A 14493-nucleotide genomic window follows, 5' to 3' on the forward strand; every position below is an offset into this window, starting at 1 on the left:
AACCTTTGTTACTTTGTAACTAGCGCCAAAAGCGCGCTATTCTTTCGTCACCACTATCGACGCTTTAAATCCTGCTGCAAGGTTATCCCAATAATCATTTGTTACTAGATTTCCTTTATCGTCGTAGACTTGTATTTCTGCTGTGTTTCCTCCTAGCGAACCAATGTTTAAGGCTTCGAAATCTAATTTATTAAATCCTTGGCCGAGATTGATTCTAACTTGCTGAAAGTTGGAATCCAATAAAATGCGTTCTCTGATTACTGTTTCATTACAAGACACTCTTACTAAATCGCCATCAATTGCCCCGAAGTCTCGGAACTTTACGATAAAATATTCCGATTTGGTTTTAAAATCACCCAACGAAATATTTTTCTTTACCAGTACGCCTCGTCCTTCTCGCAAACCAGCATCTTTGAGAGCCTTATCCAAATCTTTTTCCATTTTTGCTACGTAACGATCGCCAGGATTGGCAAAATCGGTTTCTGTAGACATGGTAAATTTGCTTTTTTCTTCTCCAATCTGAAATTTTGATTTTGGAGTTATAGTTGTGTTTTCAAAAACATTTGGTGTTTTGATACTCGGAACATCCAAAGTATTTGCCTGCGGATCTTTTACGTCAGGAATTGGAGTCTTTTTAGGCTTTGCGGTAAATTTACCACCCGGAATAGTTTTGAATTTAGTACTAGACTCAATTTGGGCTGATACAGACAGTGCAGTAAAAAATAATATGAAAAATAAAATGTGCTTCATTGAAAAAAGTATTATCGAATCGGCTTTTATAATTAATATAAACCAAAAGTCTAGCATCACAAAAATAGTATAATTTCGTTAGTTGCTACAACTTTAGGAGTTTTATAACATATAATTAAGCTAATTTTTGGAATCAAAAAACCTGCCAAACTGATTTTTCGCTTCACGAAAAATAAATTCCAACTTTTTAAAAATCCAAATTCCAAGAACTATCCCAACGAATGTTATTTTTACTTCAAAACTTAAAGCAGTATTTTGATAATTAGCAACTTATTCTTACCTTGAAGTCTTTATTTACCATTTATAAAATCATACTAAAATGGATTATATAGATTACTACAAAGTATTGGATGTTACCAAATCTGCTACTGAGGCAGACATCAAAAAAGCATATAGAAAACTGGCGAGGAAATACCATCCTGATTTGAATCCGAATGATAAGGAAGCCGAAAAAAAGTTCAAAGAAATCAATGAAGCCAACGAAGTTTTAAGCAATCCCGAAAACCGAAAAAAATACGACAAGTACGGAAAAGACTGGCAACATGCTGACGAATTTGAAAAAGCAGGCTACGACCCAAATCAGCAGCAAAGCAGACAAAGCAGTTCTCAATATTCAGGAGGTGATTTTTCTGGTTTTGGCGGAGACTTTTCTGGAAGCGATTTCTCTGATTTCTTCAATTCGATGTATGGCAGCGGGAGAAGCAGCAGATCGCAATCTAAATATAGAGGTCAGGATTTTAATGCGGAATTGGAACTGGATCTTAAATCTGCTTATACCACACACAAACAAAATCTAACTGTAAACGGCAAAAATATCCGAATCACCATTCCTGCAGGAGTAGAAAACGGACAGGTAATTAAAATTCCAAATCATGGTGGGCCTGGTGTAAATGGCGGTCCAAACGGCGATTTGTACATTACTTTTATAATTTCTAATAATTCAGATTTTAAACGTGAAGGCAACAATTTATATGCCAAAGCGCCGATTGATTTGTACACAGCTGTTTTAGGCGGAGAAACGCACATTAATACTTTTGATGGGAAAGTAAAAATTAAAGTCCCACCAGAAACACAACCTGGAACTAAGGTAAAGCTGAAAGGAAAAGGTTTTCCTGTTTACAAAAAAGAAAATCAGTTTGGTGATTTGTACATCACGTACACTATAAAAATTCCAACAAAACTGTCGGACAAAGAAAAAGAGTTATTTGAAGAATTAGCAAAACTAAGAAAGTCATGAAAAATAAAAACTTAATCCAGATCAAACAGTTTTGTATCTATCACGAAATTGAAAATACTTTTATAACCGAACTTCATAATTACGGACTCATTCATATTATTACCGAAGAAAATGACGAATATCTAGAGACTGAACAGCTTCCTACGATAGAAAAAATGATACGTATGCATTATGATCTCAAAATTAATCTCGAAGGAATTGATGCCATTGCCAATCTTCTAAATAAAATTGAGGCACTACAGCAAAATTTAAATACAGTTCAAAACAAGCTTCGCCTTTACGAAGAAAAGCAAACCGAATAACAATTAATATCACAAAAAAGCTTGATTTCTCGATTGATTTCAAGCTTTTTTTAATGGCTACGACAACCATAATCCTTAAATTGCAGCATCTTTAACTAACTTGAATTTGCTTTTAAAATCAGACAATCAAATTCGCAAAAATTACAAAAAATGAAAAGAGAAAACATCTTAACTGGATCTCCGTGGGAAGACAAAATGGGATATTGCCGAGCGGTAAGAATTGGCAACATCGTTGAAGTTTCTGGAACTGTAGCCATTGTTGACGGCGAAAAAGTAAAAGCTGATGACGCTTATGCTCAAACCTATAATATTTTAGAGCGAGTTGAGAAAGTTTTAGAAGATTTAAATGTAGGCATGAAAGATGTTATTAGAACGAGAATTTTCACAACCGATGTTACTACTTTCGAAGAAGTAGCAAGAGCGCACTCTGCTTTCTTTAAAGATATAAAACCAACCACAGGATTTTATGAAATCAGCAAACTGGTTGCTCCAGAATATTTGGTTGAAATAGAATTTACTGCCGTGGTTCAGTAATTATTTTATAGCCACGAATTTCGCTAATTTGCACTAATTATTTCTTTTAATTCGTGAAAATTAGCGAAATTCGTGGCTAAAACATTTTACCTTTTAATGAATTCCCTAAATCCAAAACAATTACTGCTTGATATTCCGAAATGGATTCTCATTTGTGCTTTAATTGGCATTCTGTCAGGATCGGCTTCAGCATTTTTTTTAGTTTCTTTAGAATGGGTTAGGCAGTTTAGAATTCAGCACGATTGGATTATTTGGCTTTTGCCTTTCGGCGGATTCCTGGTTGGATTGAGCTATTATTATTGGGGAGAATCTGTTTCAAAAGGAAATAATCTTTTACTCGAAGAATACGAAAATCCTAAAAAAGTGATTCCGTTTAAAATGGCGCCTTTAGTACTTTTAGGAACCTTGCTTACTCATTTATTTGGAGGATCTGCAGGACGTGAGGGGACTGCAGTGCAAATGGGAGGAGCAATTGCCGATCAGTTTACAAAACTTTTTAAACTTGATAATTCAGAACGCAGAATTTTAATCATTCTCGGAATTAGTGCGGGTTTCGCTTCGGTATTTGGAACTCCATTAGCTGGTGCCATTTTCGCTTTGGAGGTTTTATATTTTAGTAAAATCAATTTCAAAAGCGTTGTACTTTCTTTTTTAGTTGCTTATGCGGCCTATTTCACCGTCGAATTTTGGGAAATAAAACATACGCATTACAATATTCCAACAATTCCAGCACTTAGTTTAAGCAATGTTTTCTATACCATTATTGTTGGTGTTTTATCTGGTTTTGCCGCTTTGTTATTTTCAAGAAGTACTCACTTTTGGGGTTCGCTTTTTTCAAAAAACATCAAATATCCGCCACTTCGTCCCGTAATTGGCGGCGTTGTTTTGGCTATTGCAATTGCCGGTTTAGGTTATACCAAATTCTCTGGATTAGGAGTTCCCGTAATTGTCGATTCATTTTCAAATCCGAATCAGTGGTACGATTTTCTGCTGAAAATCTTGTTTACTGGATTTACTTTAGGAGCAGGTTTTAAAGGTGGTGAGGTAACGCCATTATTCTTTGTTGGCGCTACTTTAGGAAGTGCTTTATCAACTGTAATTCCGATGCCAATCGCTCTTTTAGCAGGAATCGGATTTGTTGCTGTTTTCTCTGGCGCAACCCACACTCCTATTGCCTGCACCATTATGGGAATGGAATTATTCGGAATCGCTCCTGGAATCTTCATTGCCATTGCCTGTACAATTGCGTATTTCTCTTCTGGTTCTGTGGGAATTTACAAATCGCAAATCGTGAAAGGCGCGAAATACAAATTGTATCAAAAGTTTCGTAAAGAAGAACTACAGAATCTTTAGTTAAATTCCAATTTTTTAAAATCCAAATCCCAAAATCTAAAATTAAAATTCCAAATTCCTTCAATTTATATGTTTCGTTCCTCCGGAACTTTTGCACTGGTGCGTTTATAATTCTCAACGGATTAATCCCGATAGCTATCGGGAGTTGCTACAAAATAGAGTCTTCCTACGGAACTTATAAACTACATAAATAAAAATCCGTGTAAATCAGCGTCTTCGCGATAGCGAATCTGTTTCATCAGCGTTCAAATTTCAAGTTGCCAAAAAACAAAGCGTTCCCAATTAGAAATAAAATCGGTTTAAATCAGCGCCTTCGCAATAGCGAATCCGTTAAATCAGCGTTCAAAAACTAAGCATCTAAAAATTTAAAAAAACATTTAATAAGACAGAACACAAAAAAACGGAACACTGACCACTATCGCTGAGTACTAAAATTATTTTCAGCATTACACTAAAAAAATGTAAATTCGCACACTATGAAAATACAAGATATTCAAGCGATTCAATTATTACTCGCCACCCCAAAGAAAATTGTCATCATTCCGCACCGAGGACCAGATGGCGATGCAATGGGTTCTACGTTGGGTTTATACCATTTTTTAATAAAAAACAATCATCAGGCAACAGTAATTGCTCCGAATGATTTTCCTAATTTTTTAGCTTGGCTTCCAGGATCTGAAACGGTAAAAATATTCGAAAAAGAAACCGAAATCTGCACGCAGATTTTAGAAGAAGCCGAAATTATTTTTACGCTTGATTTTAATGCTTTTCACCGTACAGGCGAAATGATGGAGCAAGTTTTACAAAAATTGAAGGCCACTTTTATTATGATCGATCATCATCAAAAACCTGATGATTACGCTACATACACCTACTCAGACACTTCATACGGATCTACTTGCGAAATGGTCTATAACTTTATCACTTTTTTAAACAAAAAAGAAGATATTGACAAAACCATTGCAACTTGCATATATACAGGAATTCTAACCGATTCAGGCTCGTTCCGTTTTCCGGGAACCACAGGAAACACGCATAGAATCATAGCCGAATTAATTGATTTAGGAGTTGAAAATACTCAGATTCCCGTATTGCTTTTCGACAATAGTTCTTTCAGCAGATTGCAGCTATTAGGTCGCGCTTTGCAAAACATGAAAATATTTGAAGATCATAAAACTTCCTATACTACGTTAACACAAGAAGAACTAGATTCTTTTAATTATGTTAAAGGTGATACCGAAGGAATTGTTAATTATGGTTTAAGCATAAAAGGTATTGTTTTTACTGCTATTTTTATCGAAAATAAAGAAGAAGGCATTATCAAGATTTCATTCCGTTCGCAAGGAGGTTTTGATGTAAATCAGTTTGCACGAGATCATTTCAACGGCGGCGGACACAGTAATGCTGCTGGCGGAAGATCTGAGGCTTCAATGGAAGAAACAGTTAATAAATTTGAAGATTTAGTAAAAAAACTAAAATTATAGTCCAAATCATGAATTACCTAAAACTTAGCATTTACACTTTGCTTTTTACCGTTTTATTAAGCAGCTGTAAACATCATGAAGAAGCCAGAAGACCCATTTCTAGAGCTTCGGGAACATTCATGAAAAAATCGGCTGATCGCAATAAAAAATTAGTGGCCAATGAAGAAGATGTCATTAAAAAAATAATAAAAAGCAATCCGAAAGTAAAGTATTACGCTACGCCAAAAGGCTATTGGTTTTGTTACGACGAAAAAAACGTGAATGAAACGGCAGCTCCAAGAAAAGGCGATATTGCTTACTTTAACATGGAAATAAAAGACATAAAAGGCGCTACCATTTATTCAGACTCAGATCTTGGCCCACAAACGTATTATGTTGACAAGCAAGACATCATGATGGGGCTTCGTGACGGAATTAAAAGAATGCATAAAAACGAAACCGTTACGTTTTTATTTCCATCGCACATGGCTTACGGCTACCATGGTGACAACAAAAAAATTGGGCCGAACGAATCTTTAATGGTTACGGTAACACTTAGAAATTTTGTTCCAGATCCTGCGGCACAAACAGTAAAGCCTGCTGCACAGCCAGCACAAACCGCAACACCAAAGCCAGCAGTGGCAAAACCCGCTGTTCCAGCTAAAAAAGACACATTAACTCCATAAAAACAACATCTTAAAATGAAAAAGAGTATTTTATTATTACTATTAGCAGTAAGCTCATTTTATTCTTGTAAAGACGATCACGGCAATCTGCCAGATGGTTTATACGCCGATATCGAGACAAACAAAGGCCACATCATTGTAGAACTTGATTACAAAAAAGCACCTATAACAGTAGCTAATTTTGTGACTTTAGCTGAAGGTAAAAATGAGTTTGTAACGCACGAACAATTAAAAAATAAACCTTTTTTTGATGGCTTAAAATTTCACAGAGTTATTGAAAATTTCATGATTCAGAGTGGTGATCCTTTAGGAACTGGTTCTGGAGATACTGGATACAAATTTAAAGACGAATTCTCAGATTTAAAGTTTGACAAAGCTGGAGTTTTAGCAATGGCAAACAATGGTCCTGGAACAAACAGCAGTCAATTTTTTATCACTCACGTTGAAACTCCTTGGTTAGATAACCTGCATACTATTTTTGGTCATGTTGTAAGTGCAAAAGATCAGGAAGTGGTAAACAAAGTAGTTCAGGGTGATAATATCGTTTCTGTAACTATTATCAGAAATGGTGAAGCAGCGAAAAAATTTGACGCTGTAAAAGTATTCCACGATTATTTTGCTGACATCGCAAAAGAACAGCAAAAATATGCTGGAGTTCAAAAAGAAAAAGTAGATTCTTACGCTGCTTTAAAAGCAAAAGCTACTAAAACAACAAGCGGTTTAGAATATGTAATTACAGAAAAAGGAAGCGGTAAAAAACCTGCTGCAGGAAGTCAAATCTACATTCACTACGCTGGTTTCTTAGAAAACGGAACTTTATTTGACACTAGCATTGAAGAAGTGGCAAAACAATTTGGAAAACTTGACCCAGCAAGAGCAGCACAGCATGGATATCAGCCAATTCAATTTCAAGCGGGTAAAAAAGACGGTCTAATTCCTGGGTTTATCGAAGGAGTTGAGCAATTGTCTTATGGAGACAAAGCTGTTCTTTTCATTCCATCGCATTTAGCTTATGGAGCAACTGGTGCTGGAGGAGTGATTCCGCCAAATGCAAATATTATTTTCGAGATCCAGATTTCAGACAAACCATAATTGAATTATAGACTTAAAATTTAAAAAGCAATGAAATTTAAATTTCTATTTTTATTCTGCTTAGCCATAGTAAATATTCAGGCTCAAACTAAAAAGCCTGTTGCCAAGCCAGCAGCAAAACCTACTACTAAAGCAGTTGCAGCATCAAATCCTGATGACGGAATTTTTGCTACTATCTCTACTACAAAAGGAGATATCGTTCTTTCTTTAGAATATGTAAAAGCTCCGGTTACAGTGGCAAATTTTATTACTTTGGCAGAAGGTACAAATCCTAACGTTAAAGCGTCACTTAAAGGAAAACCATTTTACAACGGATTAAAATTTCACAGAGTTATTAATGATTTCATGATTCAGGGTGGAGATCCTGACGGAAATGGTTCTGGCGGTCCTGGATATTCGTTTAAAGATGAATTTGTAGACGAATTAAAATTTGAAAAAGGCGGTGTGCTTGCAATGGCAAATTCTGGTCCAGCAACAAACGGAAGCCAATTTTTCATTACGCATAAAGATACGCCTTGGTTAAATGGAAAACATACTATCTTCGGCCATGTAGTTTCTGGAATGGATGTCGTAAATAAAATTGTTCAGGATGATGTAATGACAAAAATTGTTATTACACGCAAAGGTGCAGCAGCAAAGAAATTTGATGCTTTAAAAGTTTTAAGCGATGATGTCAAAAAAGAAGCTGCTAAAAAAGAAGAGGCAAAAAAAGTTATAAGTGCTAAAGCGGCCTATTTTAAAGATGCAAAAGCAAAAGCAACTACAACAGCTTCTGGTTTAAAATACGTAATTACTCAAAAAGGCACTGGTGTTAAAGGTGCAGAAGGCTCTTCAATCTACTTTCACTACGCTGGATATTTTGAAGATGGCAACTTATTCGACAGCAGCATGGCTCCAGTAGCAAAAGCTTACGGAAAATATGATGCTAGTAGAGATGCTCAAGGCGGTTATAAAGCTTTTCCTTTTACAGTAGGTAAAAAAGACGGAATGATTCCAGGGTTTCTTGAAGCTTTGGATATGATGACTGACGGAGAAAAAGCAATTTTCTTCTTACCTTCAAATTTAGCTTATGGCGAAAAAGGTGCTGGAGGTGTGATTCCACCAAATGCTACTTTGATTTTCGAGATCGAAACATATCAAAATCAGCCTAAATAATTAATACAGAGAACATTTCTTCTTTACAGATAAAAAGCCATCAGAAATATTTTTGATGGCTTTCTCTTTTTCTATATTTTCACTTTTTAAAGAATTCTTATTTCAAGAGTTTAAAAATCAATTTTATTGCCATTAAATTACTATTTTCAACATAGTACGATAAAATCCTAAACAAAATAGCTTACCTTTGCCGGCTAATTTTTTTAAAACAGATAATTTATGACGTCGCAAAACAATGTATTAAAGGGTGTTTTTTTGGTTGCTTTAGGAGCCACTACTTACGGAATGCTAGCTACTTTTGTAAAAATGGCCTATTCCGAAGGATACACAACTGCAGAGGTAACGACATCACAGTTCATATACGGAATTCTAGGTATTCTTATCATCAATCTTTTTCAGCGCGTTAAAAACAAAAATACAGCTGTAAAAGCTTCTTCAAAAAACATTTTCAGTTTAATGCTTGCAGGAACTTCGTTAGGAATGACAAGTTTATTCTATTACTTGGCTGTAAAATACATTCCAGTTTCTATCGGAATCGTTTTATTGATGCAAACGGTTTGGATGGGAGTTTTACTCGAAATGTTTTTAGAAAAAAAACTGCCTTCAAAACAAAAAGTCATTGCGGTTTTTATAGTACTTTTTGGGACTGTTTTAGCCACCAACATCATTAATAATGATATCGAATTAGACTGGAGAGGTTTGGTTTGGGGAATGCTGGCTGCAGCTTCTTTTACTACAACAATGTTTACTGCCAATCGTGTTGCAACTGAAATTTCATCAGCACAAAGAAGCCTTTATATGCTTTTGGGTGGTGCTATTATTGTTTTTTCGTTTGCATTTGCTACACAAGTAACTGCTTTTAACCTAGACATTTTCTTAAAATGGGGAATTGTATTGTCTTTGTTTGGAACTATTATTCCGCCACTTTTAATGACAGCAGGTTTTCCTTTAACAGGAATCGGATTGGGGAGCATTGTTTCTGCTCTTGAACTTCCGGTTTCGGTAATGATGGCCTTTGTATTATTAAACGAAAAAGTAATCTTTTCTCAATGGGTTGGTATTGTTTTGATTATACTTGCCATAATTATTATGAATGTAAATTTCAAGTCCAAAAAATAACGCCAAATACACATTATTAAAAAAATCACATCTGTAATGCAATAATTGTTAATTTTTTTATAATTTAGTGATAAACAACTAAATATCATGATTTTACCTTGGCATTTATATTTAATGGCTTCTTTATATATTCTTGCTGGGATAAATCATTTTAGAAAACCTGGAATGTATATCAAAATCATTCCGCCCGCATTTAAAAACCCCAAATTAATAAATATTTTAAGTGGTGCTTCTGAAATTATTCTGGGCATCTTTCTAATTCTGCCTTTTTCAACACATATTGCCGCCTGGGGAATTATAATGCTATTAATTGCTGTTTTCCCTGCCAATTTGTACATGTATCAAAATAAAAAAGCAGGTTTTGGTTTACCATCATGGATTTTATTTGTACGTTTGCCCTTACAAATTGTTTTAATTTATTGGGCTTACCAATATACAGTCTAAACATTAACCATTAAAATTATTTTATTATGAAAAAATTATTTGCAGAGTTTTTTGGAACTTATTGGCTTGTTTTTGGAGGATGCGGAAGCGCACTATTTGCAGCAGGAATTCCAGATTTAGGAATTGGATTTGCAGGTGTTGCACTAGCTTTTGGTTTAACGGTACTTACAATGGCGTACGCTGTTGGCCATATTTCTGGCGGTCATTTTAATCCAGCTGTTTCTTTTGGCTTATGGGCTGGCGGAAGATTTTCTGCCAAAGATCTTATTCCTTATATCATTGCACAATGCGTAGGAGCTGCTGCTGCTGCGGGAACTTTATACACAATAGCGTCTGGAAAAGCGGGTTTTGCAATTGATAGTACAAAAGCGGGAGCCTTTGCATCTAATGGTTTTGGAGCTTTTTCTCCTGATGGTTATTCGCTTCAAGCTTGTTTCATCGCTGAATTTGTTCTTACTTTATTCTTTTTATTAGTGATTTTAGGAGCAACAGATAAATTTGCAAACGGCAGATTTGCAGGAATTGCAATTGGTTTGGCTTTAACTTTAATTCACTTAATCAGTATTCCAATTACCAACACTTCTGTAAACCCAGCGAGATCTTTATCTCAAGCTATTTTTGTGGGTGGAGAGCCATTGTCTCAAGTTTGGCTGTTTTGGGTTGCCCCTATTCTTGGTGCATTAGCTGGAGGTTTCCTTTATAAAACGCTCTTGCAAAATCATGCAGAAGCATAATGTATCTTTAGAAATCACTAACAAATAAACTAAACAGAATCATGGGATTTTTATATTTCTTGCTCATTGGCGCTATTTCTGGATGGCTAGCTGGCCAAATTTGGAAAGGCGGCGGCTTTGGGCTAATTGGTAATATTGTAGTTGGAATTATTGGCGGATTTATAGGCGGATGGATTGCCGGCAAACTTGGTATTGGCGGTGGCGGACTTCTCTGGCAGATTATAATTGCTGTTGGAGGCGCTTGGGTTTTATTGTTTATAATAAGCCTTATCAAAAAATAATGCCTTAAATAATAATTTTGAAAGAGAAAATCAGATATATTTATATTTGGTTTTCTCTTTTTTCTTTGAGGAAAACCGAAAGAAAGCTTTAATTAATTCAAATATTTATGGATCATGAATGACATTATTAATTATTTTTCTACGATTCCTTCTTCGCATAGAAGTTTGATTTTAGTGGGCGGCATTACTATTTTCTGGCTCATTGAAAACAGTTTCCCTTTGTTTAAAATGCAGTACAAAAAGTGGCCTCATGCCGGAATAAATTTGTTTTTTACCTTTACTACTATTGTTGTCAATTTTATCTTGGCCTTTATTTTAATAAAAACTGCAGCTTGGACTGTAGATCATAATTTTGGAATTCTGCAATGGCTACCACAAATGCCAATGTGGCTTTATACCTTAATTGGTTTATTGCTCTTGGATTTAATTGGGGCTTATTTAGCGCATTTTGTAGAACATAAAGTAAAAATTCTTTGGCAATTCCATTTAGTGCACCATACCGATACTTGGATCGATACAACAACAGCAAACAGGCATCATCCAGGAGAAAGTGTCGTACGTTTTGTCTTTACCACTTTAGGCGTTTTAATTGTGGGAACTCCAATGTGGATGGTCTTTCTTTATCAGTCATTATCTGTTATTGCTTCACAATTTAATCACGCCAACATTTCGCTTCCAGAAAAGTTGGATGTATTCTTAAGTTATTTTATTGTCTCTCCCAATATGCACAAAGTACACCACCATTATGTTCTGCCTTACACAGATAGTAATTACGGAAATATATTTTCTGTATGGGACAGGCTTTTTGGAACCTTTACTTATCTGCCAAAAGATCAGCTCGTATACGGTGTAGATACTCATATGACAGCCGAAGAAAATAATCAATTGGCGAATCTGCTAAAAATTCCATTTCAAAAATCAAGATCCTTCAAAAACAGCCAAAATCATTAAAAAAAGTATACTTTACTGAAACAACTTATTATTTTTTTTTATAATATTGATACAAGAATTGAAAATCAATCTATTAATAATTAACACCCTATTTTGAATTAATTTTCACGAGATGAAAAAGAGTAGCCGCAAAGAATTAACTCCGGAACAAACCGAAAGACTTGTTTCGTTAGCTTTAGAAGAAAGAAATCCATTTGAAATTATTAAAAAAGAATTTGGATTGGCAGAGAAAGAAGTCCTAGACCTCATGAAAAAGAAAATGCCTCTTGAAAAATTTGAAATGTGGAAAAAGAAGGCAATTGCAAATAAACCGAAACCAAAACCAGTAAAAATAGATGATTTTGATGAAGATTTGGACGGAAAATATTATATCAAGAATAAATTAGACTAACATAAAGCTCCTGTTTTTGCAGGAGTTTTTTTTATTTTAAAAATAATGTTATTTTTCAGTAACTTTTCGTCACTTTTTGTGTCAAATATAATTAACTAAACATATACAAATGAAAAAAATACTTTACACCTTAGCTCTAGCGGTAACTTTTTGGAGCTGTAAAACAGGGAGCACTGGAGCCGCAAAAAGCAATATAGTTGAAGTTAATATCAATCTTACCGATGTTAAAGACGATAAAGTTTTAGTAACTGTTACTCCACCAGCTATAAAAACAGACGAAATTGTTTATAGCATTCCAAAAACCGTTCCGGGTACTTATTCTACAGATAATTACGGAAAATATTCTGAAGATTTTAGAGCATTTGATGCCAAAGGAAATCCGCTTACGGTAAAAAGATTAGACGATAATTCTTGGTCTATCTCAAACGCAAAAACATTAAAAAGAATCACTTATCTGGTAAACGATACTTTCGATACTGAAAAAGGAACTGGATTTGGAAATGATGACGTTTTTTCTCCAGCAGGAACAAATATCGATGCAGGAAAAAATTTCATGGTTAATACACATGGTTTTGTAGGGTATTTTCAAGATAAACTAGATGTTCCGTACAAAGTTACGATTACGCATCCTGAAACGCTTTGGGGAGCAACTTCCATGACAGATCAAGATGCAAGCAATACGTCTGATGTATTTACAACTTCTCGTTATGCTATTTTGGTAGAAAATCCAATTATGTATTCTAAACCTGATTACACTACTTTTAATGTAAACGGAATGGATATCTTAATCGCGGTGTACTCGCCTACTGGAAAATATACTGCGGAGAGCATTACTCCAGAGATGAAAACAATGATGACAGCGCAGAAAAACTTTTTAGGAAAAGTAAACTCGACTAAAAAATACACTGTTTTATTGTATTTGTCAAGCATGGCAAAAGATGATGCTCACGGTTTTGGTGCTTTAGAGCATCCAACTGCAACAACTGTGGTTTTACCAGAGTCTATGCCAAAAGAAAAATTGGTAGAATCTATGAAAGATGTCGTTTCTCACGAATTCTTCCACATCGTTACTCCGTTAACTATTCACTCAAAAGAAATCCAATATTTTGATTACAATGCACCAAAAATGTCTGAGCATTTATGGATGTATGAAGGTGTTACTGAGTATTTTGCTAATCTTTTCCAAATCAATCAAGGTTTAATTACCGAAGCAGAATTCTATACTCGTATTGCTGATAAAATTGAACAAGCTAAAGGTTTAAATGATACAATGTCATTTACTCTAATGAGTAAAAATGTTTTAGAACAGCCTTACAAAGACCAATACTTAAATGTATACCAAAAAGGTGCTTTAATTGGTATGTGCATCGATATTATCATTAGAGAAAAAAGCAATGGAGAAAGAGGAATTCTAGACTTAATGCACAAATTATCTGATGAATATGGTATTGAAAAACCTTTCAACGATGACGAATTATTTGCTAAAATCACTTCCTTGACGTATCCTGAAGTGGGCGAATTCTTAAACAAGTATGTTGCAGGAACTACTCCAATTCCTTACGATTTTTATTTAGCTAAAGTTGGTGTTACAAAAGCAAGCGAGAAAAAAGCTGGAAATCCGTTTATAAAAGGACAAACTCCTTACATTACAGTTGATAAGCAAACAAAAGAAATCATGGTTCGTCCTGACTCTGAATCAATAGCGTTCTTTAAAAATCTGAACTTAAAAGGTGGCGATAAAATTCTTGCTGTAAATAATAAATCATACAGTCTGGATAACATTTACGATTTGATTACAGAAAGTGAAAACTGGAAAGAAAACGATCCTATCACGCTTAAAATCAAACGTGGCACAAAAGAAGAAACTATAAAAGGAACTGTAAAATTGCCTTTTGAAGAATCAGAAACTTTTAAAGCAACAGACGCTTCAAAAGAGAAACTTAAAAATGCATGGTTAAAAGGATAATTTCTTTTTACGACATAAAAAAAACCGTCTCGTTT

Annotated in this window: 16 protein-coding genes; 15 read left to right on the forward strand and 1 reads right to left on the reverse strand. The window is 34.8% G+C overall.

All coding sequences use genetic code 11. The features are described from left to right. Positions 1–36: 36 nt before the first annotated feature. Complete coding sequence (locus J7574_RS15725) at positions 37–750, reverse strand: hypothetical protein (RefSeq protein ID WP_290970453.1); 714 nt, start codon at positions 748–750, stop codon at positions 37–39. Between the two features lie 319 nt (positions 751–1069). Between J7574_RS15725 and J7574_RS15730 the strand changes: the two genes are divergently transcribed. From J7574_RS15730 to J7574_RS15800, 15 genes are all read left to right on the forward strand, one after another. After that, entirely contained in the window at positions 1070–1987 is a 918-nt protein-coding gene (locus J7574_RS15730) for a J domain-containing protein (protein WP_290970456.1), read from the forward strand. Then, entirely contained in the window at positions 1984–2289 is a 306-nt protein-coding gene (locus tag J7574_RS15735; RefSeq protein WP_290970459.1) for a chaperone modulator CbpM, read from the forward strand. The genes J7574_RS15730 and J7574_RS15735 overlap by 4 nt, the downstream gene beginning before the upstream one ends. Positions 2290–2439: 150 nt before the next feature. Further along, a complete protein-coding gene (locus J7574_RS15740; protein ID WP_290970462.1) occupies positions 2440–2823 on the forward strand; it encodes a RidA family protein in 384 nt (127 codons plus the stop codon). A gap of 96 nt (positions 2824–2919) precedes the next feature. Further along, a complete protein-coding gene (locus J7574_RS15745; protein WP_290970465.1) occupies positions 2920–4176 on the forward strand; it encodes a voltage-gated chloride channel family protein in 1257 nt (418 codons plus the stop codon). Positions 4177–4652: 476 nt separating this feature from the next. Beyond that, positions 4653–5660, forward strand: a complete 1008-nt coding sequence (locus J7574_RS15750) for a bifunctional oligoribonuclease/PAP phosphatase NrnA (RefSeq protein ID WP_290970468.1) — start codon at positions 4653–4655, stop codon at positions 5658–5660. Positions 5661–5668: 8 nt separating this feature from the next. Then, a complete protein-coding gene (gene gldI, locus J7574_RS15755) occupies positions 5669–6325 on the forward strand; it encodes a gliding motility-associated peptidyl-prolyl isomerase GldI (protein WP_290970471.1) in 657 nt (218 codons plus the stop codon). Positions 6326–6340: 15 nt separating this feature from the next. Further along, complete coding sequence (locus J7574_RS15760) at positions 6341–7417, forward strand: peptidylprolyl isomerase (RefSeq protein ID WP_290970474.1); 1077 nt, start codon at positions 6341–6343, stop codon at positions 7415–7417. 30 nt (positions 7418–7447) lie between these two features. Continuing rightward, on the forward strand, positions 7448–8572 hold the full coding sequence (locus tag J7574_RS15765; protein ID WP_290970477.1) for a peptidylprolyl isomerase: 1125 nt from the start codon (positions 7448–7450) through the stop codon (positions 8570–8572). A gap of 219 nt (positions 8573–8791) precedes the next feature. Further along, a complete protein-coding gene (locus tag J7574_RS15770) occupies positions 8792–9691 on the forward strand; it encodes a DMT family transporter (RefSeq protein WP_290970480.1) in 900 nt (299 codons plus the stop codon). 87 nt (positions 9692–9778) lie between these two features. Then, on the forward strand, positions 9779–10135 hold the full coding sequence (locus J7574_RS15775; protein ID WP_290970482.1) for a DoxX family membrane protein: 357 nt from the start codon (positions 9779–9781) through the stop codon (positions 10133–10135). A 26-nt stretch (positions 10136–10161) separates the two neighbouring features. Continuing rightward, positions 10162–10869: an aquaporin Z gene (aqpZ, locus tag J7574_RS15780; RefSeq protein ID WP_290970483.1), complete on the forward strand. Its 708-nt coding sequence runs from the start codon at positions 10162–10164 to the stop codon at positions 10867–10869. A 41-nt stretch (positions 10870–10910) separates the two neighbouring features. After that, positions 10911–11150: a GlsB/YeaQ/YmgE family stress response membrane protein gene (locus tag J7574_RS15785; protein WP_290970485.1), complete on the forward strand. Its 240-nt coding sequence runs from the start codon at positions 10911–10913 to the stop codon at positions 11148–11150. A 114-nt stretch (positions 11151–11264) separates the two neighbouring features. Continuing rightward, complete coding sequence (locus J7574_RS15790) at positions 11265–12101, forward strand: sterol desaturase family protein (protein WP_290970487.1); 837 nt, start codon at positions 11265–11267, stop codon at positions 12099–12101. Positions 12102–12213: 112 nt separating this feature from the next. Then, positions 12214–12492, forward strand: a complete 279-nt coding sequence (locus tag J7574_RS15795) for a DUF2805 domain-containing protein (protein ID WP_160782332.1) — start codon at positions 12214–12216, stop codon at positions 12490–12492. A gap of 109 nt (positions 12493–12601) precedes the next feature. Beyond that, positions 12602–14458 carry a peptidase M61 gene (locus J7574_RS15800; RefSeq protein ID WP_290970494.1) on the forward strand — a complete coding sequence of 619 codons (1857 nt, stop codon included), beginning with the start codon at positions 12602–12604 and terminating at the stop codon, positions 14456–14458. Positions 14459–14493 lie beyond the last annotated feature (35 nt).

The organism is Flavobacterium sp., from assembly GCF_017744675.1.
GTDB lineage: Bacteria > Bacteroidota > Bacteroidia > Flavobacteriales > Flavobacteriaceae > Flavobacterium.